We start from the raw sequence: 22,601 nt of genomic DNA, 5'->3' as shown, positions 1-22,601 counted from the left end.
GTCCGGGCCGGCTCCACGGGCGCGCCGGGGCGGGTTCGTGCGTGCCTGAGGGCGCTCCCCCAGGCACGCACAAAACCGCGTTGACCACCTGTAAGGGGAGGAAAGTAGACTTCCCGTACCCCGTCCCGCCAGTCCCCTCGGAGCCCGCATGCCACCCGCCACCAACGCCGCGGCCTTCGCCCTCGCGGCCGTCGCGTTGATCCTGATCCCCGGCCCGAGCGTCCTGTTCGTCATCGGCCGTTCCCTCTCGCTCGGCCGCCGTGGCGGGCTGCTGAGCGTCCTGGGCAACGCGCTGGGCATGCTCCCGGCGATCACCTGCGTCGCGTTGGGCGTGGGCACGGTCGTCGCGGAGAGCGTGGTGGTCTTCACGGCGATCAAGATGGCCGGCGCCGCCTACATCATCTTTCTCGGAGTCCAGGCGATCCGGCACCGCGACACCACCACGGAGGCCGACGCGCCCGTGGAACGTCGGATGTCGTCGTCGCGACTGTTGGGCCAGGGGTTCCTGGTGGGTGTGTCCAACCCGAAGACGATCGTGTTCTTCGTCGCCGTGCTCCCGCAGTTCGTCTCCTACGAGGCGGGGGCCATCCCGGCGCAGCTCGCCGTCCTCGGCCTGATCTTCTTCGCCATCGCGCTCGTCTGTGACTCCGTGTGGGCGCTCACGGCGGGAGCCGCCCGCTCCTGGTTCGCCCGGGACCCGAAGCGGCTTTCGCTCATGGGAGCCGGCGGCGGGGTGATGATGATCGGCCTCGGGGGAACGCTCGCGCTCTCCGGCAACCGCACCTGACCAGGTCCCCGCCGAGGCAGAGGAATCGGTGACGTTCCCCTACGGTTGTCTTACTCTCCGTAGTTGATGGGTATCGGGGGGTTGTGGGGCGGGACAAGGGGACGAGCTCCAAGCGCGAGTCGTCGGACGGCGGGAAGAAGAGCGACCGTTCGCCCTTCTGGCGTACCGAAGGGCTGCCCGAGGGAGAGACCGGCGGGCCGGACCAGTCCGGTGGGGCACCGCGGTCGCGCTGGCCACGCATCGCGTTGGTCCTGCTCGTCGGGTACCTGATCCTGTTCGGTGTCGTGTGGTGGAACGACCAGAACGACGACCTGGCCACCATCCCCTACACCGACTTCACCGAGCAGGTCGCCAACGGCAACGTCAAGGACGTCTACGCGACGGGCGAATCCATCGAGGGCACCGTCGACAAGGCGCAGAAGGTGCCGGGAGACTCGAGCCAGACCTACCACCGGTTCCGCACCGAACGCCCGGTGTTCGCCGGCGACGACATCTTCGCCCAGATGGTGGACGCGGGTGTCACCGTGCGCGCCGAGCCCGTCGCCCAACAGCGGGGGCTCCTCGGCAACCTGTTCTGGGCGCTGCTGCCCTGGATCCTGATCGTCGGTGTGTGGATCTGGATCATGCGGCGCGGCAGTCGCATGATGCAGGGAGGCGGGCTCGGTGGCCTCGCCGGACTGGGGTCCACCAAGGTCACCACGCCGGTGCAGGCGGGACAGATCCGGACGACCTTCGCCGACGTCGCCGGCATCGACGAGGTCAAGGCCGAGCTGACCGAGGTCGTCGACTACCTCACCGAACCCGAGAAGTACCGCCGGGTCGGGGCGAAACTTCCCCGCGGTGTGCTGCTGACCGGCCAGCCCGGCACCGGCAAGACGCTCCTCGCCAGGGCCGTCGCCGGTGAGGCGCGGGTCCCGTTCTTCTCGGCGAGCGCGGCCGAGTTCATCGAGATGATCGTCGGCGTTGGCGCGAGCCGCATCCGTGAGATGTTCGCCGAGGCCCGGAAGGTCGCCCCCGCCATCATCTTCATCGACGAGATCGACACGATCGGTCGGCAACGCGGCGGGCGTTCCCTGGGTGGCAGTGACGAACGCGAACAGACCCTGAACCAGATCCTGACCGAGATGGACGGCTTCACCGGGACCGAGGGCATCGTCGTCATCGCCGCCACGAACCGACCCGACGTCCTGGACCCGGCGTTGCTGCGGCCGGGCCGGTTCGACCGCACCGTCACCGTCAACCCGCCGGACTCGGTGGGCCGGGCGGCCATCCTCGAGGTCCACACCCGGTCGGTTCCGCTCGCCGAGGACGTCCACCTCGACGACGTGGCGCGGCAGACACCCGGAATGACCGGGGCGGACCTCGCCAACCTGGTGAACGAGGCGGCGCTGCTCGCCGCCAAGCACGGGCGGGAGCGTGTGGCCACCACGGACTTCGCCGACGCGTTGGAGAAGGTCCAACTGGGCACCGCGCGGTCGGTGGTCATGCCGGCCGAGGAGCGCCGCCGAACCGCCTACCACGAATCCGGCCACGCGCTGCTGGGCATGGTGCAGCCCGGAGCTGACCCCGTGCGCAAGATCTCCATCATTCCGCGCGGTCGGTCCCTCGGCGCGACCCTGGCCACCCCCGAACAGGACCGCTACGGCTACGAGGAGCCCTATCTACGGGGCCGGATCGTCGGCGCGCTGGGCGGAATGGCGGCCGAGGAGGTCGTGTTCGGCGTCATCTCCACCGGAGCGGAGAACGACCTCGAGCAGGCCACGTCGATCGCCCGTCAGATGGTGGGCCGGTGGGGCATGTCGGTGGAGATCGGGCCGGTCACGGTGCTGTCGAGCGACGAGCTCACCCCCACCCAGTCCGCGCCCGCCACCCTGGACCGGCTGGACACCGAGGTGCGCCGCATCATCGAGGAGTGCCACGTCCAGGCGCGTGACCTCCTGACGGAGAATCGGGACCGGCTGGACTCGATCGCCGAGGCGCTGTTGCGCAACGAGACCCTGGAAGAGGAGAGCGCCTACGCCGCGGCTGGACTGACCCCGCCCGCGCGCCCCGACGGGGACGCCGGCTGAGCCATCCGCCGTCGGCGGGTGTGGCGCGGTGGGCTCTCACGACGATCGGTGCGCGAGGGCCCGCTCGATCCGGGCCAGTCGCTCGTTCAGTTCCACCAGGTCGGCGTGGGTCGCGCGCTCGATGCCCTCCTTGAGCTGGACGATGACCACGCCTCCAGGTTCGAGGACCACGCTCTCGGTGTCGCGGATATGGTGACCACCCTGGCGACGGATCGCGACGGCGATCTCCGCCGGGCGGATACCCATCCACCGCAGCGTGCGAGTCCGCATCTTGCCGCCCTGGGCGAGGACGACGGCGTGCCCCTCGAACAGGTTGCGCAGCCCCGGGACGACGGTGGCGAGGCGGACAAGGACCGCGTTGACGGCGACGAGGACGCCGGCGCCGATCAGGCCGCCGAGCAGGGAGTAGTCGGGACCGATGACCGCGTTCTGTACGACGTTCGCCAGGAGCAGCATGACGACGAGGTCGAAGGTGTTGAACTCCGCGAGGTTCCGTTTCCCCGCGATCCGCAACAGGACGAGGATCGCGACGTAGACGAGGACCGTCCGTGCGACCTTCTCGGACAGGGGGATGGCCACGTCGACAAGATCGCTCCACATGGTGGTCCATGATCCTGACGTGGTCGCCGGCCACCAAGGAGGCGCGCCACCGCCGCGTGCGTGGCCGTGCCCGGACACCGGGAATCGGGGGTCCATTTTTCCGGATCATCGCCGTGCGGGAGGTTTCCTCGCTACGATCGCCTGAGATTTCGCGACGCCGCGAGAGGAGCGGGAAATGATGTCCTACGACGCCTCTCGATGGCCTCCCCCCGGGGTCACGATGGACGTTCCGACGATCGCCCGCACCTACGACGCGATCCTCGGGGGCAAGGACAACTTCGCGGTGGACCGAGAGGCCGCGAAGATCTTCACGCAGTACATCCCCACCGCCCGCGCGTCGGCCTGGGACAACCGCCACGCCCTGGCGCGTGGGGTGCGCTACTTGGCCCGGACCGCCGGGGTGGACCAGTTCCTGGACATCGGCAGTGGCCTGCCCAGCCGGGAGAACACCCACGAGGTCGCGCAGGCGATCAACCCGAACGCCCGCGTGATCTACGTCGACAACGATCCCATCGTTCTCGCGCACGGCCGCGCGATGCTCGCCGACAACAGCTCCACGACGGTGGTCAACGCGGACCTCCGCGACCCACAGGGGATCATCAACCACCCCGACGTTCGGAACACCCTGGACCTGGACCGACCGGTCGCGCTGATGATCATCAGGTTGTTGATGTACTTCAGTGACGAGGACGAGCCCAACCGCCTCATCGCCGAACTGATGGAGCCACTGGCTCCCGGGAGTTTCCTCTTCATCACGTCGTGGCCGGACACCGGGTACCCCGAGCAGGTCAAGCTCTCCCAAGCGTGTCAGGAGGCACTGGGCAGCGGGTGGGCGCGGACCCTCGAGGAGACACGGGAGCACTTCCTCGGGATGGAGCTCGTCCCTCCGGGGTTGGACTACCCCCAGCGGTGGTATCCCGAGGAGCCAGACCGCGCCGTGCCCGCGGTCGAGGACCTCAAGCCCTACGCCCGGACCCACGTGGCGGCGATCGCGCGCAAGGCCTAACGCCACTCCACTCGCCGGGCTCGGGACGGCGGGGTCGCGTCTCTCGTTCCTCGTCCGCGGTGCCCCGAGGCGGGGAGAAGCCGGGGGAGAGCGTGATCCGATCCCGGTAGCCTGAAGTCCTGTACACCGAGGACATGTCGGAGGACGGGCTATGGCAAGGCATCTCATCACCAGCGCGCTTCCCTACATCAATGGGATCAAGCACCTGGGGAACCTTGTCGGGTCCATGCTGCCCGCCGACGTCTACGCACGGTACCTGCGGCAACGCGGGCACGACGTCCTCTATATCTGCGCCACCGACGAGCACGGGACCCCGGCGGAGCTCGCCGCCCGCGACGCCGGTCTCCCGGTCGCGGAGTTCTGTCGGCAGCAGTACGAGGTGCAACGGGAGATCTACGCCGGTTTCCGCCTGTCCTTCGACCACTTCGGCCGTAGCTCCTCGGAGCAGAACCGGGAGCTGACCCAGCACTTCGGGCGTCGCCTGGCGGAACGCGGTTACATCGAGGAACGCACCGTCAAGCAGGTGTACTCGGTGACCGACGGCCGGTTCCTCCCCGACCGCTACGTCGTGGGCACCTGCCCGTACTGCGGATACGAGCGGGCGCGCGGAGACCAGTGCGAGAACTGCACCCGCCTGCTCGACCCCACACAACTGATCGAGCCACGGTCCGCGATCAGCGGTAGTCCCGACATCGAGGTGCGCGACAGCGCGCACCTGTACTTCCTGCAGTCCAAGCTCGCCGACCAGCTACGGACCTGGATCGAGTCCAAGACGGACTGGCCGGTGCTCACCACGTCCATCGCGCTCAAGTGGTTGAACGAGGGGCTGGAGGACCGGGGGATCACCCGCGACCTGGAGTGGGGAGTGCCGGTCGACCGCCCCGGCTTCGAGGGCAAGGTCTACTACGTCTGGTTCGACGCGCCGATCGAGTACATCGGGGCGACCAAGGAGTGGGCCGACGTGGACCCCGCACGCCGGGACTGGTCGTCGTGGTGGACCGAGGGCGACGACGTGACCTACACCCAGTTCATGGCGAAGGACAACATCCCGTTCCACGCCATCATGTTCCCCGGCACGATCTTCGCCAGTGGCGAGGACTGGAAGCTCACCGACTACATCAAGGGCTTCAACTGGCTCAACTACTACGGCGGCAAGTTCTCCACGAGCCAGGGGCACGGGATCTTCACCGACCAGGCCTTGGACCTGCTCCCGCCCGACTACTGGCGCTACTTCCTCATGGCCAACGCCCCTGAGGGGCAGGACTCCAGCTTCACCTGGGAACTTTTCGCGGCCCAGACCAACAAGGACCTGGCCGACACACTCGGCAACTTCGTGAACCGCGTGCTGAGCTTCAGCAAGAAGCGCTTCGGGCCGACGGTGCCCGCGGGCGGCGAGCCAGGACCGGCGGAGATCGAGCTCGCCGAGGAGCTCGTCGGTCACATCCAGGACTACGCCGCCGCACTGGAGGCGATGCAGTTCCGCAAGGCGTCGCAGGCCCTCCGGGCGGCGTGGAGTGCCGCCAACTCCTACCTGGAGCGCAAGGAGCCGTGGGTGCAGATCCGCACCGACGCCGACGCCGCCGCGCTCACCCTGCGCACCTCGATGAACCTCATCTACCTCTTCGGGCTCCTCTCCGCCCCGATCATCCCCGACGCCGCCGCGGTGTTGCGTGGGCTGTGGACCGAGGATGGGTATACCGAGGGCGAGGACCAGCAGCCGGTCTGGCCGAGCGACGACGAGGTGCGGGAGCTTGCCTGGTTGCCCGCGGGTCAGGCGTTCTCCGTCCCGAACGTGCTCTTCCGCAAGATCACCGACGACGACGTCGCGGAGTGGCGGGAGCAATTCGGTGCGGAGGACGTGGGGTAATCGCGCGAATCGCCGGTTTCCCCACGGTGGCGGCCGCGGCCCCCTATCGTGCTGTCCGTGGCGTGAGTGTCACGGCAGAGGGACGTCGGGAGGTGCGGGTATGGGGTGTGAGGTCTCGTTTCCCGGACACGCCGCGAGCGCTCAGGAGGCGCGGCACTGGCTGACCGGCGAGCTTCGGTCCGCCGCGTTGGGACCTGAGCCGCTCTTTCGGGCCGAGCAGGTGTTCGCGGAACTCATGAACAACGCCATCAGACACAGTCGCAGCGGTCTGCCCGGCGGAGGCGTGCACGCGCGCCTACGGATCGGGGCGAGCCTGCTCCGGCTCGAGGTCACCGATGATGGCAGTGACGTCTCGGAGCCGCGGGCCCGTCGGTCCGGGCCGGGAGTGGAGTCCGGGCACGGGCTGTTCCTGGTGGAGACGTTGAGCGCTCGCTGGTGGACGCGAACCGACGGGGCGCATCGCACCATGTACGCGGAGATCCCGTACGCGACCGCCGACGTTCCGATTCCGTCGGGGACAGGGACCGACGCGGTGCCCCAGGCCGTGGGCCAGGAGGTTGGTCCCTAGACGCGCCGTCGGGCGCCGACGACGGTGCGGCTCGCCGCCACCTTCTCTAGCAGCACGATGAGCTGCTGCTGTTCCGTGGACGTCAACGCGTTCGCCCACGCCTGTTCCCGTCGGTTGTGCTCGGCGTAGGCGAGAGCCAGCGACTCCTTGCCAACCGGGGTCAGATCCATGAGTACGGAGCGCCGGTCCTGGTCGGACTGCCGCCGGGTCACCAAGCCGTCGCGTTCGAGCGTGTTGGCGACCGCCGAGACCGCGGCGCGACTCATGCCGGACAGGTCCGCCGTGCGCTTGGCCTCTAACGGCCCCGCGAGCCACAGGACGAACAGCAGCCGGAAGCCGCTCCAACTCCAGCCACGGGGGCGGTGCACGGTCGACTCCCAGTCGTAGACCAGTGTGCTCGTCAGGCGGTGCAGCGTGAGTCCGAGCCGCATGGAGACCGGGTCGACGCCGGGAAGACGCGTGGTGGCCTCCTCCACCGCGTAGTTCACGAAGGAGAGATAGTCGGGCCCGCTCGGAGTAGAGGGATCAACGGTCATGGGGCCAGAGTAGAGGTAATACGGGCGGAGAACCGCGTCGCGGTCCATATGCGCTTTCCAGAACCCGTTGTTCGCGTTACTCTCAGGACCCCCTTGGTGGTCAATCCTTTGATCACTACGGGTGCGGTTGTCCCACCGTTAGTTGAATTCCGGAATTCGCCGTTGGGGAGGTGGATGGTCAGCGTATTCAGGCCCTCGAAGTGTGGATCTTCGTGGGGAGTGGGTCCGGGGCACAGGAAATATGATCAGCGGTGGTTGTCGTGGTCTTCGTCGCATTACCATTTCGGGTGGGTTATGTCGGACGATCCGGCGGTCCGCCACGCGGATTACGGTGGGCAAAACGCGTCCAGTTCCGGTCAGGTACAAGCATCGTGGTGTCTGGAGGTGCGGTGCGATTAATGAGTGAATCGGTCACCGCGAACATTGTTCATCAAACAGGGCACCGCGTCGATGGTGGCGCAGGGGTGTCCACGGGATCGCTCGTGATCCCGGACAGCCGGCGACGGTGAACGTGCGGGGAGAGACTTTCGTGGGTTCCAACGTGCTTCATCGCTTGGTCGACGATGGTGGACTCTTTCCACCGGGTGCTCGACCGGCGGAGGAAGTTGTCACGCGCCACCGTGCGGACCGGGCAGCGGCGAACCCGATGCTCACCCACCGCCTGCTGTGCCCGTCGACGCGCCTGGGCGAGGTGCGGGAGGTCCTGCGCCCCGACGACGCCATCGACCTGGTGCTGATCGTCAACGAGGGGATCGACGGGGTGGCCCCGGCCGTGGCCGAGATCGCCGCGGAGCCACGGTTGCGCCTGGTCGCACTCGAATGCCCCGTCTACGCCTTGGAGACCAGCGATCCCGCCGGAGCGCTGGCGCTCGCCCTCGGCGGACTGGAAGGGGCCCGGATTCCCTTCGAGGTCTCCCTGTGCATGCTGCCGGCGCACATCCGGCAGTCCGGTGTGATGGCCGCGGCCATCGCCGAACGGGACCACGCCCGACCGGTGGCGGTGAAGTTGTGGTGCGGACCGGACGCCGAGGGCGAGTACCCCACCGACGACGACCTGGCGGGCGCGCTGTGCTCGGTGGCGCGGGTGGGCGGTGAGACACGCGCGGCGGCGGGACTCCACCACACGGCCGTGCGTACCCCGTCCGAAGCGGGTCCCGGGCCACACGGCTTCCTCAATCTCGTCCTCGCGGCCGCCGACGCCGCCACCGGTGAGGACTTCTCCTCCGTCGCCGAGACCCTCCGCGTCACCGACACCGCCGCCGTCGTCGAGCGGCTCCTGAAGCTCACCCATACCCAGGCACGCGCCGCCCGCCGCCTCCTCACCACCTTCGGCGCCGCCGACCCCCGCGCTCCCATCCGACTCGCCCAACAAGCCGGGATCGACCTCGCCGAGGACGAGATCGGGGGGTGACGTCCCGGACCTGATGGTTGGCCGTAACCGTGCACATGACAGTAGTGACCATCGAGGACGCACGAGCGAAACTCTCACGCATCGTTGACGCCGCCGTGAGCACCCACGAACGGGCCACGATCACCCGCAACGGAACGCCCGTGGCCGTCCTTGTCTCCCTCGAGGACTTCGAGGCGATGCGGGAGACCATTGACATCCTTGCCCACCCGGAGCTGATGGAGGGCATACGGGAGGGTATGGCCGACCTGGCCGCTGGCCACACGTTCACCGAGGACGAGATCGACGCAGCCTTGCGTGAGGCGGGGCGGGCGTGACCCACGATCGCCTTCAGGGGTCGATACGGGCCCGTCGAGATGTCGCCCAACGCCGGCCAGAGAAGGCGGCGACCGCCGCGGGGGATTTCATCCGGGGGCCGCTGCTCGAGAACCTCCATCGGGTGGCGCCCCGCTCAATCCGTCTCTCGCTCCGGCGCGGCGCACCAGAGGAGGCGAGCATCGCGTCGGGTACGTGATTCGCGACGACACGGTCGTCGTCCACGTTGTCACCGTCCAGCATCGGCGGTACGGGTATCGCGGGTAGTCGTCCGCGTGAACGCGTTCGCGCGAGGTCGGCTCGTTGTCGAGGTTCGGCCCGTGGGTGGGACCGTTGACGGTGATGTCCGGTGCACGGGGCCTTGTGGGTGTCTGTAGAGTTTCTCCTGGTATCCGGCGACATTGGGACGTGGGGGAGCATGGAAACCGCCGACCCTGACCAGGTTCTCGCACCAGGTCGAGCGGATCTGGAGAAGATGCGTTCGGATCCTTCGCTGTGGTCGGAGCTGAACTACGAAGAGGCCGACGGCGTCGAGGGATACCCGGTCGACGGCAACGGTGTGCGGCGGGCCGCGGTGTTGTGGGCGGCCCAGTACGACCGGCGCCCCGAGGACCTCGACCTGCTGCGGCACCTGCTGGAGCAGGAGACGATCAACCACCAGGCCGCGCATCTCCAGGGGATCTCCGACGAGCTCCGCCTCGCGGTGTACCTGGTCGTTCGCTGGATCGACTCCACCGACCTCAAACGCATCTACGAGGCGCGGTTCGCCAACTTCGACACCTGGTTCGCGCTGTCCGGGATCCCCCTGGGCGACCTGTCCCGGCCGGGCCGAGAACCGGTGTGGGATCCGGCGGGAATCCGCCGGTGGGTCAAGGAGATCGGCGACGTCGCCTTCCCGAAGCGCATCGAGGAGGAGACCGAGGCGGAGTGGGCGCGACGGGCCCGCGTCCAGGGCATGGCCGCCGAGGCGAAGGCGTTCCTCCTGCGGATGCTGCAGACCGGTCCCCCCGACACGGGGCTGCTGCGGTTCCTGCAGTACGAACTCTCCCGGATCGGGGAGTTCGCCGAAGCCGCTGGAGTGCAGCGGCTACTGGTCGCGCGGGACAACAACCGCCCCTACGGTACCGGGAGTGCGCTGTGCCGGCTCAGCGAGCTGGAACTGCGCTGCGGCAATCTGGAGGACGCGTGGCGTAGCCTCCGGCGGTGCGTCGCGTCTCTGGAGAACGACGAGGCACGCAAGCTGGGCCACCGGCCGTGGCGACAGCTCGGCATCGCGCGGCACGTCGTCGCTCAGCACATGGAGATCGTGCTGGCCAGCGCTGAGCACTATCCGGGGCTGGCCCACGAGGTGGTGACCTCCGGGGCCGCGCTGCTCGACGAGTTGGCCGACGCCCCGCCGGCACTGTTGGCCCTCGCCTGTGACGCCGCCCTCAGCCTCAGTCTGCGTTCCATGGCGGACCGCTACGATCAGCGCGCCCGGGGCGTTTCGGCCACGGAACCCGCCGTCGTCACGCCGACCAGCGACGATGCCCGGGGGTGACACGCTGTCGCGCGTCACTGGTGCGCGGTAGCGTCAAGGTATGTGCCGAAACATCCACCGTCTCCACAACTACGAGCCGCCGGCCACCACGGACGAGGTGCACGCCGCCGCGCTGCAGTACGTGCGTAAGGTGAGTGGCTCCAGCGCGCCGTCGGCCGCGAACCGTGAGGCGTTCGACCGGGCGGTGGCGGCGGTCGCCGAGGCGACGTCCGAACTGTTGGACTCGCTGGTCACCACCGCTCCGCCTCGGTCCCGCGAAGCCGACGCCGAGCGGGCGCGGGAGCGGGCCCAGCGCCGGTACTCAGCTGCGGGCTGAGTCCTCGCGCCACGCGGTGGCGTGCGAGGGAAGGCCGCGGGGCTGGAACACCCACCGCTCGGTGTCGAAGGTGAGGTCCGCCCCGTCGAAGACCTCGGAGAGGTCGCCCCGACGCGCGAGCTCCTCCGGCGAGCCTCCGCGCAGTCCCCCTGCCGCCAGCAGCCACACGTGGTCCGCCACCCGCAGCGCGAGTTCCAGGTCGTGCGTGCACATCACGACGACGAGTCCGTTGTCGCGGGCCAGTCGCAGCAGCAGTCCGTGGAGCGCCACCTTGCCGGCGACGTCGAGGAACGCCGTCGGCTCGTCCAGCAGGAGCACATCAGGGGCCTGTGCCAACGCCCGGGCCGTGAGGACCCGCTGGCGTTCCCCGTCCGACAGTTCCCCGACGCGCCGCCCGGCGAGCGGCTCCGCCCCCACCGCGTCCAGCGCCCAGTCGACCGCCCGCTGGTCCTCCGGGCTGAGCCGACCGGTCACGCTGGTGTAGGGGTGGCGGCCCAGGGCGACGACCTCCCGTGCCCGGAGCAGCCCCGGGATGTCCCTCTGCGTCAGGACCGTGGCGAGCAGGCGGGCACGGTCGGCCCCGCGCAGACGCGTGACGTCCGTTCCGTTGACCAGGCAGCGTCCGGCGAACGGGGCGGCGAGGCCCGCCAGGGCACGCAGCAGGGTGCTCTTCCCGGTTCCGTTCGGTCCTAGCAGCACGGTGAGGTCGCCGGGGCGCGCCAGGGCGTTGACGTCCGACAGGACGGTGCGCCGTCGCCGCCCCGAACCGTAGCCAACGCTGAGCTGGTCGACGGCCAGTCCGTCGGTCGGGATCTCCGTCATGAGGCCCTCCCGGGGGAGACGCCGGTCCTGGGTGCGGAGAGCGATCGGCCGAGTGGCCCGCACGTGGTCCGCTGCTCCGGGTCGTCCCCTGCGCGGGTTCGGTTGGTGAGGCTGGTCGGGCTTGCTCCGACGGTGCGGGCGGTGTCCGCGGAGTTGGGGTCGGCCGGCGACGGTCTGGTGTTTCCGCGATCGGTGACGGCATGGGAAGCTCGCCCGGGGTGGGGGCGAGCCCCTGTGGAGAAGGCCGGGACGGTCACACGCCCACCCCCTGTTGCGCGGCCCGAGATCGGATGAGTACGCCGATGACGATGGGGGCTCCGATCAGGCTGGTGACCACGTTGAGGGGAAGGACACCGCCCACACCGGGGAGCACGGCGACCGTGCCGCACAGGACGGCCACGCACGCGCCCATCAGGGCGGTGCCGGGAAGAAGAACCCGGTGGTTGGTCGTGCCCAGGGCGATGCGGGTCAGGTGGGGGATGGCCAGGCCGAGGAACGCCACCGGTCCGCAGAAGGCGGTCACGGTGCCGGCGAGCACGGACGCGCACAGGATCACCAGCCAGCGCACCAGACGGACCGGGACACCCATGGTCTGGGCGTAGGTCTCGCCGAGCAGCAGGGCGTTCAGCGGCTTCATCAGCGTCAACGCGGCCAGGATCCCGACCGCGACGATGGGCGCGAACCACGCCAGGTCCGGCCACGTCGTCGCGGAGAAGTTTCCCAGTCCCCACAGGACGAAGCGCTGCATCCGTTCCGGATCACTGAGCGACATCAGCAGGCTCACGAACGACGTGACCCCGGAGCCCACCATCACGCCGATGATCAGCAGCGTGACGACGGATTTGGTCCAGCGGGCGAGGACGAGCACGAGCGCCAACACCGCGCCCGCGCCCAGCGCGGAAGCCACCACGAGGCCGGCGCGGCCGTACGCTCCGCCGATCGACACGAACGCGCCGCCGGCGGACCCCGCGCCGAGGACGACGGCGGCCACGCCCAGGCTGGCTCCCGCGCTGACCCCCAGGATGTAGGGCTCGGCCAGGGGGTTGCGCAGCAGCGTCTGCATCTGCGCGCCGGCGACCCCGAGGGCGGCCCCCGCCAGTAGGGCGGTGACGGCGCGGGGTACCCGTACCTCCCACACGATGGTGACCACCTGGTGGTCGACGCCGCCCAGCCCGAACAGCGCGGAGGAGACCTGCCCGACCGTGAGTGGGGTGGAGCCGACGGTGAGGGCGAGCGTCACCCCGAGGAGCAGTGTGACGCACAGCAGGCCCGCCACCACGGTGACGCGCAGCGCGCCCCCGTCCCGGCCCCGTGGAGCCGGGACGGACTCGTCCCGGGGCGGTCGCCGGACGGGAGCGGCGGTGGACATCAGTCGTCCAGGGTCCGGTAGTAGACCAGCTCGTGGTCGTCCATCAGCTCCGGGTGCAGGATGGTGGCGAGGTCGGCGAGGACCTGGTCGGGTCGCAGCACGGCCTCGTCCCAGTACCGGTTTCCGCCGGGGCCGACGTTGTTGTTGTTCGTCCAGACCGCCCGCTCCTCGAACGCGGTGAACTCGGCGTAGCGTTCGTCGTCGGCGGTCATGTCGTCGTAGGTGTCCCAGTGCTCGCTGGAGATCCACACCTCGGCGTCCTGGACCTCGGACAGGACCTCCTCCAGGTCCATCTCGATGCTGCCGGTCTCCTCGGTGTCGTCCCAGGGGTGGGTGCCACCCGCGTCGGCCAGGAGCCGACCGACGTAGGAGCCTCCGCCGACGACGTTCCACACCCCGTCGAACATCTGGCCCGGCACCACGTCCACCGGGTCGGCGTCGGACACCTGGTCGGTGACGGACTCGTAGTCGGTGGCGATCTGGTCGAAGAGCTCGGTGGCTTCCTCCTCCGTGCCGGTGAGCGCGGCGGCGAGCTTGACCCACTCCGCGCGTCCCAGGGGGGAGTTCTCCAGCCACTCGGCGTTGGCGACGACGGGGATGTCGGCGTCGCGCAGGGTCTGGTACTCGCTTTCCTCGGCTCCCCCGGTCATCAGCAGGTCGGGGGCCTCGGCGATGACCAGTTCCTGGTCGAGAGCACCGCCGCCGGCGTAGTCGACGACGTCGCCGGACTCCACACCTTCGCGGATCTCCTCGTCGTTGACCACGCCACCGTCGGCGACGCCCGTGACGACGTCGGTCTGGTCCAGGTAGGTGAAGAGCGACAGGTGCGTGGTCGAGGCGCTGAAGACGCTCCGCACCGGTACCTCGATCACCGGGGCGTCGGCGAGCTCGCCGTCCAGCTCCGGCTCCGGCGCGCCACAGCGCAGCAGCACGTAGCTCTCGGCCTCGGCGCCGGGAGAGGGCTCATCGATCGTGACGACTTGGTGGTCGTTGGCGTACTCGATGGACAGGTTCTCCGCGTGGTCGATGGAGAGCTTGTCCGGGAAGTAGTCGGTGTCGGGGTCGTGGTCCTCGACGCAGTCGGCGGACGTGGTGTCCTCTGCGGCGTCGTCCCCGGTGGGCGCGCCACAGCCGGTCGCCACCACGGCGAGACCGAACAGAGTGATCAGGGGAAGGCGGGCATGCTTCATCGGGGTGTCTCCGTGGAATCTGCGCGACGGGCTCCCGAGGAACGAAAGAGTGCCGCCATCGTGGTGCGGCGTGACGCTCGCGTCGGCGGACGCGGGATGTCACCGTGCGACGCCATGCGTCAGTCCGACCTCTCTCGGGGAAATCCGCCCCGGCTCGTGAGGACGACGGCGGTGAGTGTCCTGGCTCGCGGGTCGCTGCCCTTCCCGGCCTTCCCATCCCCCGAGGGGACAGTGGCCATGTCGGGAAGGACTCCCCAACTCACAGTGGCGGGACCGCGCCGGAGTCACACCGGCTTCCTCGGCACGCCGTCGTTTTGCCGCCTTCAATGATGACATACGGGCAGGATGTGGCCTCGGCCGGTCGGCGTGACCGCTCCTCAGGCCGTGGGAGCCGTGGCCGGGGCCTGTTCTGGACCGACGGTCTGTGCGACGATGCGGACCTGTTGTTACCTACGTCTCAGGAGGCGCGGTGAGTGAGAGCTACCGGCAGGTGGGTGGCGGCGGGCACGTGGTGTTCGGGCTGCACGGCTGGTTCGGATCGGCCGAGGCCTGGGGCGCTCTGGAACCGCACCTGGACGGGGACGAGTTCACCTACGTGTTCGTGAACTGTCGGGGGTACGGATCGCGCCGGGGCGTCGCCGGGGAGTACAGCCCGGCGGAGGTCGCGGCGGACGTGCTCGAGCTGGCCGACAGCCGAGGAACCGCCCGGTTCTCGCTGCTCGGACACTCGATGGGCGGCAAGTTCATGCAGGAGGTGTACGCCACGGCGCCCGATCGCGTCCGGGCGATGGTGGGAGTGTCTCCGGTGCCCGCGGGCCCGGTCCCCTTCGACGACGACGGGTGGGCCCTGTTCTCCGGCGCGGCGGAGAAGCCGGAGAACCGGCGGGCCATCATCGACCTCACGACCGGGAACCGGCACACCGACGTGTGGCTGGACGCGATGGTGCGCCACTCCCTGGAGCACAGCGACCCCACCGCCTTCGCCGCCTACCTCCACTCCTGGGCCCGCGTCGACTTCCACGAACGCGTCGTGGGAAGCACGGTCCCCGTTAAGGCCATCGCCGGTGAACACGACCCGGCCCTCGGCGAGGCCGTCATGCGCGGCACCTTCGCGGAGTGGTACCCGAAGGCGGAGATCGAGGTCATGGGCAACGCCGGCCACTACGCGATGGACGAGACCCCCGTGGCCCTGGCCACCTCCGTCGAGACCTTCCTGCGGAGGTTCTGACCTCAGCTCCGGCGTTTCGGGCCGGCCCCAGCGGCCGGCCCGGCCGGGGCGGATATCCCCAGAATCCGGGAATTCCCGCCGGAGCGGATCGGGGCCTGTCAGAGTATGTGCTCCGTCGAAGGGAACTCCTATGCTTATGGATGTGCGTACACACTCGCGTCCCACGGTGACGGACCTCAGGTCAGTCGCCGATGATCTTGTGGTTCCCGAAGGGTCCGCAGTTGAAATCCTCAGGGGACAAATACACGTGACGCCTGCACCAGTGCCGATTCACAACAGAATCGCTGACCGTATCTGTTACCAACTTCTCGGGCTTTCGGGGGAACGAGTACCTTCAGTGAGCGGCACAGGCATTGCCCCCGACATCCACGAAGGTGACTACGTCATCCCCGACCTCATCGTCACGACTGAGGCGGCGCTCGATGAGGACCGGCCGATGGTTCCTGCGGCGGAGATCGACCTGGTGGCGGAGGTCGTCTCGGTTAGTTGCCCGAACAAGGACGTCCGCGAGTTGCCGGAGGTCTACGCCGAGTGGCGGATTCCTGTCTACCTGCTGGTCGATCCGCGCTCTGGGGACATCATCCTGCACACCGAGCCGGTGGCCGGGGTGTATCGGCAGCAACGGCCGTTCCGGTTCGGCGACGTGGTGCCGCTGCCCGCGCTTTTGGACGAGATCCAGCTCGCGACGGACGAGTTCCGTCGCTATGGCGGTCAGCGGGGTTAGCGCGTGGTCAGCCCGTCACGGTCAGCAGGATGATGCCGGCCGTGACGGTGGCGGCGGCGACGACGCGGAAGCGGCCGAAGGACTCGCGGAAGAACAGCGTGCCGATGAGGGCGCCGAAGATGATGCTCGTCTCGCGCAGGGCGGCCACCGCGCCGAGGGCGGAGACGGTCTGCGCCCAGAGCACCAGCGCGTAGGCGACGAGGGACAGGGCGCCGGCGAGCATTCCCTTCCACCACACGCCGCGCATCTGGCGGAAGAGTTTCCGGCGACGGATCAGGAGCGCGAGGCCGAGGAACCCGACGGAGTGGCCGAAGATCAGCCAGGTCGCGTAGGCCATCGATCCGTCGGCCAACCGGACGCCCGCTCCGTCGACGAGGGTGTAGGTCGCGATCACCAGCCCGGTGGCCAGGGCCGCGGCGATGGCGGGCAGTTGTGCTTTGGTGGGGAGTCCGCCCGCGAAGGTGAGGCTGAGCAGTCCGACGGAGACCACCCCGATGGCCAGAAGCTGCAGGGGCCCCATCGTCTCGCCGAGGAAGAACGCCGCCGCGAGCGCTACCGCCCAGGGGGCCACCCCGCGGGCGATCGGATACACCTGTCCGAAGTCCCCCAGCCGGAACGACAGCATCAGGAACGCCATGTAGCCCACATGCAGCACGATCGAGGCGATCAGGTAGGGCAGGGAGTCGGCGTGGGGGAGCCCGACGAAGGGGATGAGGATCCCACCGGCCACGATGCCACCAAGGCTCGCGAGAGCGAACCCCAGCATCCGGTCGGTGATCGCATGCAGCAGGGCGTTCCAGGACGCGTGAATGGCAGCGGAAGCCAGTACCGCGACGACGACAAGTCCAGTCACCCGGCAGACCCTACGCCTGTGATGTCGCCGGTAGGCCACCGGGGGTAACACCAACGTCGGGTCAGCGTTGACCGGCGTTCACCAGCGGGCAATGTCCGCGCCTTGTGGGATCAGCCCGATACCGCGAGCAGGACGATGCCGGCCGTGACGGTGACGGCGGCGAGTAACCGGAACCGCCCGAACGGTTCGTGGAAGCACACGGTGCCGATCAGGGCGGCGAAGATGATGCTCGCTTCCCGAAGGGCGGCGATCGGCCCCAACGCGGTTACGGACTGGGCCCACAGAACCATCGCGGCGGCGGTGAGCGACAACGCGCCGGCCAGCATTCCCCGCCACCAGACGGTGCGCATCTGGGTGAAGAGGGATCTCCTGCGGATGAGGAGCACGATGGTGAGGAAACAGGTCGAGTGGCTGAAGATCAACCAGGCGGTGTAGGCGAGGACTCCGTCGGCGAGCCGGATTCCCACCCCGTCGACCATCGTGTAGGTCGCGATCAGGAGGCCGGTGACCAACGCGGCGCCGATCGCCGGCAGCTGGTGCCTACCGGGGAGACCGCCAGAGAACGTGAGGCTCAGCAGACCCGCGGAGATGATTCCGATGGCCAGGAGCTGGCCGAGGCCCAAGGATTCGTTGAGGAGGATCGCGGCCGCGATCGTGACCGCCCAGGGAGCGACCCCGCGGGCGAGGGGATACACCTGTCCGAAGTCGCCCAACCGGAACGAGAGCATCAGGAAGCTCATGTAGGCGATGTGCAACACGATCGAGGTGATCAGGTAGGGCCACGCGGCGGGGTTGGGCAGGCCGACGAAGGGAATGAGGAGCGCGCCCGTGACGATGCCGCCCAGACCCGCGAGGGCGAACCCCAGCATCCGGTCGGTGATCGCGTGCAGGAGGGCGTTCCACACGGCGTGGATCAGCGCGGACCCGAGGACGACGACGATGACGAATCCGGTCATGTGGGGACCCTACGGCGCGACTCAAGCTCGCGTTCCGCAGAGTGGTGTGTGCACCTTCCCCCGCTATAGCAGCGGAAATTCTGGTGACGATGGAGAAGTCCTGATGGGGGGTGACGGGGTGGTCGGGGGAGAAGAGGAGGTGCTCCGGCGCTAGATTCCGATGCTGATCCCCAGGCCGTCGAGTGAGGTGAACAGGCCGAGCTCGTTGGCGGCGTAGCGGGCGAGGAGGAAGCCGGCGATGCCGAGGATCCAGCCGAAGGCCTCTCGGCCGGAGGACTCGATCTTGTCGCGCCAGCGGTCCAGGCGGGGGCGGATACGGGCGCCGAACAGGGTGTAGCCGGCGAACAGAATGATCGGCGGGAGCACCATCAGCAGGTTGTAGCCGGCCAGTATCGGGACCCACACGCCGGGGGAGAGCTCGGCCGAGGTCATGATGCCGATGGCTCCCAGGTAGGGCAGGGCCGTACCGACCTCCAGTAGGCCGGTGGTGACCCCCAGCGCGGCCATCACGCCCAGCCGAAGGTTCCGGGGGCGCCGGGGCGCGTTGCTCAGTCGGCCGGGAACGACGAAGGCGGCGACCAGTATCCCGACCCCGAGGGCGAGCTGGGCCCACAGGCCGACGGGACTGTTGACGACGTCGCCGAGGTATCGCACCGCGATGTCCAAGCCGAGCATCAGCGCGACCCCCACCGTGAAGTAGAAGCCCGCGACCGTGCCCAGGAAGACGAACATCGGCGCGGCGAGGCGCCGGTTGCCGCTGAGGAGAACGTACAGGCTGATGCCGATGGTGGCGGGACTCAGCATGTCGAGTACCGCCAGCCCACCGATGGTGAGTGTCAGGCCGGGAGTCATGGGACACCTCTTTTCAGCACGCTTGTGCTAAATAAAATAACACGGTCGTGCTATAAAGGGAACATGCCGAAGATCGTGGACCATGAGCAGCGCAGGCACGACATCGCCGCCGCGCTGTGGCGGGTGGTGGGGGACCAGGGGCCCGCCGCGGTGTCGATCCGCACCGTGGCGGCGGAGGCCGGCTGGTCCACCGGCGCGTTACGGCACTACTTCGCCACGCGTGGGGAGCTCCTGACCTTCGCGATCGAGCAGTCGGCGATCCGGGTCCGGGAGCGGGTCCACGCCCGCGCGGAGCGTCCGGCGACGGAGTCGACCGTGATCGAGCGGGTCGCGGGGTTCGCGGAGGAGCTGCTCCCCCTGGACGACCAGCGCAACGCGGAGTTCCAGTTGTGGTTGGCCTTCGGCGGAGAGTCCGCCCGCGACCGGGAGGTGGCCACCCGGCTCAACGCCGAGACCCGGGGCCTCTACCGCCAACTCGTCGGGGGACTCGGAGGTCTCGAGCCCCCCGAGGTCCTGGGCGAGCCCAGCGACGACCCGTGGCTGGAGACGTGGGCCGAGCACCTGGGCGTCTTCGTCGACGGACTGTCCACCCAGCTCGTGTACACCCCCGAGCAGATGAACTCCGAGCGGGCCCGGGCGGTACTACGGGAGTTCCTCGCGGCGATCATGGCCACCGTGGGGGTGGATGCGAAGGGGTGAATCGGTTGGGCTCCGACAAATCCTGAACGGCCAGTGCCCGTCACGTCTACCGTGAGCGTATGCGGATAAGTGGGGATGGGCGGGTGACGATTCCCGCCCATGTGCGGGACCAGCTCGGCCTGCGCGCGGGAGACGAGGTGGAATTCGTGCTCGACGGTGCCGCGGCGCGGCTGGTTCCTGTGGCGAAGGCTCCCGGCCTGTCACAGCGCGACGTCGACCGCCTCGCGGGTTCGGGTGACATCGCACTGACCACCGATGAGCTCATGGCGCTGACCCGTGACGGGTGGGGTGCTGAGCCTGAAACACCCGGACCACGTCACGTCTCCGACGGGGCCGCGCCCGGGAGTCGGGAGGCGGTAGAGCGCACCGCCGGAATCCTTCCCGGAGTCTACGCCGAGGACTACCTGCTCAATCTGCGGGCGGAATGGCCGGACTGAACGATCCCTGGGCGTCGCCGTGAGGGCACGCCTCGACGGGCCCTCACTCCCCCATGAGTTCCTCCGTGCGTCCCTCGCTCCACAGGGTGTGGAAGACGCCGGGGCGGTCGGTGCGGCGGTAGGTGTGGGCGCCGAAGAAGTCGCGTTGGGCCTGGATGAGGGCCGCGGGGAGGCGGTCGGCGCGGAGGGCGTCGTAGTAGGCGAGCGCGGCGGAGAAACCGGGAGCGGGGATGCCGTGCTCGGCGGCGAGGCTCACCACGAGACGCCAGGCGCGCTGCGCGCCCTCCACCGCGGCGGCGAACCGGGGGGCGGCGAGCAGGGTCGCGAGTTGGGGGTCCTCGGCGTAGGCGGCGCGGATGTCGTCCAGGAAGTCGGCCCGGATGATGCAGCCCGCCCGCCAGATCGCGGCGACCGCCCCGAGGTCGATGTCCCACCCGTACTCGGCGCTCCCGGCGGCGACCTGGTGGAATCCCTGGGCGTAGGCCACGATCTTCGACGCGTACAGCGCCTCCTCGACCGCGCGGGCGAGGTCGTGCGCGGCGGACTCGCTGAACGGTTCGGGCGTGGGGCCGGGGAAGTCACGGGCGGCGGACCGCAGGTCGGTGTGGGCGGAGAGGGAGCGGGAGAACACCGCCTCGGCGATCCCCGTGACGGGGACACCCAGCTCCAGAGCGACCTCCACCGTCCAACGGCCGGTGCCCTTCTGCTCCGCCTGGTCGGCGACGATCTCCACGAACGGCTGTCCCGTCTCCGGGTCGGTGTGCCGCAGCACCTCGGCGGTGATCTCGACGAGGTAGGACCGCAGCCGTCCGGTGTTCCACTGGGAGAACACGTCGGCGATCTCGGCGGGGCGCATCCCCCCGGCCTGGCGCAACAGGTCGTAGGCTTCGGCGATGAGCTGCATGTCGGCGTACTCGATGCCGTTGTGCACCATCTTCACGAAGTGTCCGGCGCCGTCGGGGCCCACGTGCGTGACGCACGGCTGGCCGTCGTCGGCCTTCGCGGCGATGTCCTCCAGCATCGGGGCGAGCGACGCGTAGGCCTCGGGCGACCCGCCCGGCATGATGCTCGGCCCGTTCAGGGCGCCCTCCTCGCCGCCGGAGATCCCGGTGCCGACGAAGTGCAGGCCACGTTCGGTCAGCGCGGCCTCGCGGCGGCGGGTGTCCTCGAAGTGGGCGTTGCCGCCGTCGATGATCACGTCGCCCTCCTCCAGCAGGGCGGCGAACTGGTCGATGACGGCGTCGGTCGGCGCACCCGCCTTCACCATGACCACGAGGCGTCGGGGCCGCTCCAGGGAGGCGACGAACTCCTCGGGAGTCTCCGCCGGGACGAAGGTGCCCTCGTCGCCGTGCTGGGCCACCAATTCCCGCGTTCGTTCCGTCGTGCGGTTGTAGAGGGCGACCGGGTGGCCGTGCCGGGCCAGGTTCCGGGCGAGGTTGCTGCCCATGACGGCCAGGCCGATGACTCCGATGCGCGCGTGGGTCACAGTCGACTCCTCTTCAGCGAATTGCCTCCCGAGGAACTCTAGTGCGGGTGCCTGCGGTGATGGTGATGGCACGTCGCCGTGACCCGTACCGTCGAGCGATATTGGGTTGCCGGTTGTCACTCCCGGCGGACACACTCTGGCGTGCCGGCAGCGACGGCTGGCGCGCGATCGTAGGCTCTGACGGCTGGGAGGTTGGACCGTGGCGACGGACGTCGAGACACGGGTTCGTTCCGCGCGGCGAGTGGGGATCCTCACGGGGGCGGGGATCTCCACCGACTCCGGCATCCCCGACTTCCGGGGCCCCAACGGGGTGTGGACGCGGTCTCCCGACGCCACCCGCCTGTTCGACTACGACACCTACATGTCCGAGCCGGACGTCCGGCGTGAGGTGTGGCGGATGCGGCGGGACAACCCGGCGTGGGAGGCCACCCCCAACGCCGCGCACCGCGCGATCGCGGACATGGACGCCGCCGGGCGCCTGTCCGGCCTGGTCACACAGAACATCGACGGACTCCACCAGGCCGCCGGTATGCCCGCGGAACGTGTCATCGAGGTGCACGGAACCCTGCATTGGGTGCTGTGCATGGCGTGTGGCCTGCGCACGCCGACACGGGACGTGTTGCCCCGCCTGGACTCCGAGCCCGACCCGGCCTGTCCGGAGTGCGGCGGCATCCAGAAAGTGGACACGATCTCCTTCGGGCAGACCCTGAAGACCCACGTCCTGGAGGCGGCGGCGATGGCCGCCGCCGAGTGCGACGTGTTCCTCGCGATCGGCACCACGCTGACCGTCAACCCCGCGGCGGGGCTGTGCGACGTAGCGATGGACCACGGCGCCGACCTGATCGTCGTCAACGCCGACCCCACGCCCTACGACGACCGCGCGGTGGCCGTGATTCGGGATCCCATCGTTGAGGCCGTCCCGGCCCTCCTCCGTGCCAACGAGGGGTGAGGGGCCCCGCGACCGGCGTCGCGC

General features: G+C 69.3%; 23 protein-coding genes and 1 riboswitch. Of the genes, 14 read left to right on the top strand and 9 right to left on the bottom strand.

Annotation, left to right across the window (positions count from 1 at the left end; genetic code table 11):
* Positions 1-148: 148 nt before the first annotated feature.
* Both J4H86_RS14465 and ftsH read left to right on the top strand, forming a co-directional pair.
* Positions 149-787, top strand: a complete 639-nt coding sequence (locus J4H86_RS14465) for a LysE family translocator (protein WP_236537915.1) — start codon at positions 149-151, stop codon at positions 785-787.
* Between the two features lie 83 nt (positions 788-870).
* The gene (gene ftsH, locus J4H86_RS14460) at positions 871-2,856 is read left to right on the top strand and encodes an ATP-dependent zinc metalloprotease FtsH (RefSeq protein WP_236537913.1); all 1,986 of its coding nucleotides are present in this window, start codon (positions 871-873) and stop codon (positions 2,854-2,856) included.
* Positions 2,857-2,892: 36 nt separating this feature from the next.
* Here ftsH and J4H86_RS14455 read toward each other — a convergent pair whose 3' ends face one another.
* Positions 2,893-3,456, bottom strand: a complete 564-nt coding sequence (locus J4H86_RS14455) for a DUF421 domain-containing protein (RefSeq protein ID WP_236537911.1) — start codon at positions 3,454-3,456, stop codon at positions 2,893-2,895.
* A 175-nt stretch (positions 3,457-3,631) separates the two neighbouring features.
* Between J4H86_RS14455 and J4H86_RS14450 the strand changes: the two genes are divergently transcribed.
* The 3 genes from J4H86_RS14450 to J4H86_RS14440 all read left to right on the top strand — a co-directional run bounded on the left by J4H86_RS14450 (position 3,632) and on the right by J4H86_RS14440 (position 6,897).
* Entirely contained in the window at positions 3,632-4,462 is an 831-nt protein-coding gene (locus J4H86_RS14450) for an SAM-dependent methyltransferase (RefSeq protein WP_236537909.1), read from the top strand.
* A 151-nt stretch (positions 4,463-4,613) separates the two neighbouring features.
* Complete coding sequence (gene metG / locus J4H86_RS14445) at positions 4,614-6,329, top strand: methionine--tRNA ligase (RefSeq protein WP_236537908.1); 1,716 nt, start codon at positions 4,614-4,616, stop codon at positions 6,327-6,329.
* Positions 6,330-6,429: 100 nt separating this feature from the next.
* Positions 6,430-6,897: an ATP-binding protein gene (locus J4H86_RS14440; RefSeq protein WP_236537906.1), complete on the top strand. Its 468-nt coding sequence runs from the start codon at positions 6,430-6,432 to the stop codon at positions 6,895-6,897.
* Here the strand turns inward: J4H86_RS14440 and J4H86_RS14435 are convergent.
* Positions 6,894-7,433 carry a MarR family winged helix-turn-helix transcriptional regulator gene (locus tag J4H86_RS14435; protein ID WP_236537904.1) on the bottom strand — a complete coding sequence of 180 codons (540 nt, stop codon included), beginning with the start codon at positions 7,431-7,433 and terminating at the stop codon, positions 6,894-6,896. The genes J4H86_RS14440 and J4H86_RS14435 overlap by 4 nt on opposite strands.
* 646 nt (positions 7,434-8,079) lie before the next feature.
* On the opposite strand from J4H86_RS14435, the gene J4H86_RS14430 reads away from it, so the two are divergent.
* The 4 genes from J4H86_RS14430 to J4H86_RS14415 all read left to right on the top strand — a co-directional run bounded on the left by J4H86_RS14430 (position 8,080) and on the right by J4H86_RS14415 (position 11,012).
* On the top strand, positions 8,080-8,844 hold the full coding sequence (locus J4H86_RS14430; protein ID WP_236537903.1) for a hypothetical protein: 765 nt from the start codon (positions 8,080-8,082) through the stop codon (positions 8,842-8,844).
* 35 nt (positions 8,845-8,879) lie between these two features.
* Positions 8,880-9,158, top strand: coding sequence for a type II toxin-antitoxin system Phd/YefM family antitoxin (locus J4H86_RS14425; protein ID WP_236537901.1), 279 nt, complete (start codon positions 8,880-8,882; stop codon positions 9,156-9,158).
* A 416-nt stretch (positions 9,159-9,574) separates the two neighbouring features.
* Positions 9,575-10,696, top strand: coding sequence for a hypothetical protein (locus tag J4H86_RS14420; RefSeq protein ID WP_236537899.1), 1,122 nt, complete (start codon positions 9,575-9,577; stop codon positions 10,694-10,696).
* Positions 10,697-10,736: 40 nt separating this feature from the next.
* A complete protein-coding gene (locus J4H86_RS14415) occupies positions 10,737-11,012 on the top strand; it encodes a DUF2277 domain-containing protein (RefSeq protein ID WP_236537897.1) in 276 nt (91 codons plus the stop codon).
* Here J4H86_RS14415 and J4H86_RS14410 read toward each other — a convergent pair.
* The 3 genes from J4H86_RS14410 to J4H86_RS14400 all read right to left on the bottom strand — a co-directional run bounded on the left by J4H86_RS14410 (position 10,998) and on the right by J4H86_RS14400 (position 14,393).
* On the bottom strand, positions 10,998-11,834 hold the full coding sequence (locus J4H86_RS14410; RefSeq protein WP_236537896.1) for an ABC transporter ATP-binding protein: 837 nt from the start codon (positions 11,832-11,834) through the stop codon (positions 10,998-11,000). The genes J4H86_RS14415 and J4H86_RS14410 overlap by 15 nt on opposite strands.
* A 253-nt stretch (positions 11,835-12,087) precedes the next feature.
* Positions 12,088-13,203 (bottom strand): FecCD family ABC transporter permease, encoded by a 1,116-nt coding sequence (locus J4H86_RS14405; RefSeq protein WP_236537894.1) that lies wholly within the window; start codon positions 13,201-13,203, stop codon positions 12,088-12,090.
* A complete protein-coding gene (locus tag J4H86_RS14400; protein ID WP_236537892.1) occupies positions 13,203-14,393 on the bottom strand; it encodes an ABC transporter substrate-binding protein in 1,191 nt (396 codons plus the stop codon). Before J4H86_RS14400 ends, J4H86_RS14405 begins: the two co-directional genes overlap by 1 nt.
* Before the next feature lie 153 nt (positions 14,394-14,546).
* Positions 14,547-14,730, bottom strand: a riboswitch (cobalamin riboswitch).
* 132 nt (positions 14,731-14,862) lie between these two features.
* Here J4H86_RS14400 and J4H86_RS14395 point away from each other — a divergent pair.
* Complete coding sequence (locus tag J4H86_RS14395) at positions 14,863-15,621, top strand: alpha/beta fold hydrolase (protein WP_236537891.1); 759 nt, start codon at positions 14,863-14,865, stop codon at positions 15,619-15,621.
* Between the two features lie 130 nt (positions 15,622-15,751).
* Complete coding sequence (locus J4H86_RS14390; RefSeq protein WP_330932415.1) at positions 15,752-16,345, top strand: Uma2 family endonuclease; 594 nt, start codon at positions 15,752-15,754, stop codon at positions 16,343-16,345.
* A 7-nt stretch (positions 16,346-16,352) separates the two neighbouring features.
* On the opposite strand, the gene J4H86_RS14385 is transcribed toward J4H86_RS14390, so the two are convergent.
* From J4H86_RS14385 to J4H86_RS14375, 3 genes are all read right to left on the bottom strand, one after another.
* Positions 16,353-17,198, bottom strand: coding sequence for a DMT family transporter (locus J4H86_RS14385; protein ID WP_236537889.1), 846 nt, complete (start codon positions 17,196-17,198; stop codon positions 16,353-16,355).
* Between the two features lie 110 nt (positions 17,199-17,308).
* A complete protein-coding gene (locus J4H86_RS14380; RefSeq protein WP_236537886.1) occupies positions 17,309-18,154 on the bottom strand; it encodes a DMT family transporter in 846 nt (281 codons plus the stop codon).
* A gap of 150 nt (positions 18,155-18,304) precedes the next feature.
* Complete coding sequence (locus tag J4H86_RS14375) at positions 18,305-19,006, bottom strand: GAP family protein (RefSeq protein WP_236537884.1); 702 nt, start codon at positions 19,004-19,006, stop codon at positions 18,305-18,307.
* Between the two features lie 63 nt (positions 19,007-19,069).
* Between J4H86_RS14375 and J4H86_RS14370 the strand changes: the two genes are divergently transcribed.
* Both J4H86_RS14370 and J4H86_RS14365 read left to right on the top strand, forming a co-directional pair.
* Complete coding sequence (locus J4H86_RS14370; RefSeq protein ID WP_236537882.1) at positions 19,070-19,705, top strand: TetR/AcrR family transcriptional regulator; 636 nt, start codon at positions 19,070-19,072, stop codon at positions 19,703-19,705.
* A 59-nt stretch (positions 19,706-19,764) separates the two neighbouring features.
* Positions 19,765-20,142, top strand: a complete 378-nt coding sequence (locus J4H86_RS14365) for an AbrB/MazE/SpoVT family DNA-binding domain-containing protein (protein ID WP_269134466.1) — start codon at positions 19,765-19,767, stop codon at positions 20,140-20,142.
* 43 nt (positions 20,143-20,185) lie between these two features.
* Here J4H86_RS14365 and gndA read toward each other — a convergent pair whose 3' ends face one another.
* A complete protein-coding gene (gene gndA / locus J4H86_RS14360; protein ID WP_236537878.1) occupies positions 20,186-21,628 on the bottom strand; it encodes an NADP-dependent phosphogluconate dehydrogenase in 1,443 nt (480 codons plus the stop codon).
* 199 nt (positions 21,629-21,827) lie between these two features.
* Here gndA and J4H86_RS14355 point away from each other — a divergent pair, with 199 nt between their 5' ends.
* Positions 21,828-22,577 (top strand): SIR2 family NAD-dependent protein deacylase, encoded by a 750-nt coding sequence (locus J4H86_RS14355; protein ID WP_236537876.1) that lies wholly within the window; start codon positions 21,828-21,830, stop codon positions 22,575-22,577.
* Positions 22,578-22,601: the final 24 nt, after the last annotated feature.

It is taken from the genome of Spiractinospora alimapuensis (assembly GCF_018437505.1).
GTDB classification, from domain to species: Bacteria; Actinomycetota; Actinomycetes; order Streptosporangiales; family Streptosporangiaceae; genus Spiractinospora; species Spiractinospora alimapuensis.
The sequence above is the reverse complement of the archived record's forward strand: the minus strand, read 5'-3'. Positions and strand labels throughout refer to the sequence as shown.

Coding starts and splice junctions, on each gene's coding strand:
- J4H86_RS14410 (WP_236537896.1), bottom strand. CDS start 11,834: ATGACGGAGATCCCGACCGACGGACTGGCCGTCGACCAGCTCAGCGTT.
- J4H86_RS14435 (WP_236537904.1), bottom strand. CDS start 7,433: ATGACCGTTGATCCCTCTACTCCGAGCGGGCCCGACTATCTCTCCTTC.
- J4H86_RS14440 (WP_236537906.1), top strand. CDS start 6,430: ATGGGGTGTGAGGTCTCGTTTCCCGGACACGCCGCGAGCGCTCAGGAG.
- metG (WP_236537908.1), top strand. CDS start 4,614: ATGGCAAGGCATCTCATCACCAGCGCGCTTCCCTACATCAATGGGATC.
- J4H86_RS14365 (WP_269134466.1), top strand. CDS start 19,765: ATGCGGATAAGTGGGGATGGGCGGGTGACGATTCCCGCCCATGTGCGG.
- J4H86_RS14450 (WP_236537909.1), top strand. CDS start 3,632: ATGATGTCCTACGACGCCTCTCGATGGCCTCCCCCCGGGGTCACGATG.
- J4H86_RS14455 (WP_236537911.1), bottom strand. CDS start 3,456: ATGTGGAGCGATCTTGTCGACGTGGCCATCCCCCTGTCCGAGAAGGTC.
- J4H86_RS14420 (WP_236537899.1), top strand. CDS start 9,575: ATGGAAACCGCCGACCCTGACCAGGTTCTCGCACCAGGTCGAGCGGAT.
- J4H86_RS14425 (WP_236537901.1), top strand. CDS start 8,880: ATGACAGTAGTGACCATCGAGGACGCACGAGCGAAACTCTCACGCATC.
- J4H86_RS14370 (WP_236537882.1), top strand. CDS start 19,070: ATGCCGAAGATCGTGGACCATGAGCAGCGCAGGCACGACATCGCCGCC.
- J4H86_RS14380 (WP_236537886.1), bottom strand. CDS start 18,154: ATGACCGGATTCGTCATCGTCGTCGTCCTCGGGTCCGCGCTGATCCAC.
- J4H86_RS14400 (WP_236537892.1), bottom strand. CDS start 14,393: ATGAAGCATGCCCGCCTTCCCCTGATCACTCTGTTCGGTCTCGCCGTG.
- J4H86_RS14390 (WP_330932415.1), top strand. CDS start 15,752: ATGCTTATGGATGTGCGTACACACTCGCGTCCCACGGTGACGGACCTC.
- J4H86_RS14465 (WP_236537915.1), top strand. CDS start 149: ATGCCACCCGCCACCAACGCCGCGGCCTTCGCCCTCGCGGCCGTCGCG.
- J4H86_RS14430 (WP_236537903.1), top strand. CDS start 8,080: ATGCTCACCCACCGCCTGCTGTGCCCGTCGACGCGCCTGGGCGAGGTG.
- J4H86_RS14405 (WP_236537894.1), bottom strand. CDS start 13,203: ATGTCCACCGCCGCTCCCGTCCGGCGACCGCCCCGGGACGAGTCCGTC.
- J4H86_RS14415 (WP_236537897.1), top strand. CDS start 10,737: ATGTGCCGAAACATCCACCGTCTCCACAACTACGAGCCGCCGGCCACC.
- J4H86_RS14375 (WP_236537884.1), bottom strand. CDS start 19,006: ATGACTCCCGGCCTGACACTCACCATCGGTGGGCTGGCGGTACTCGAC.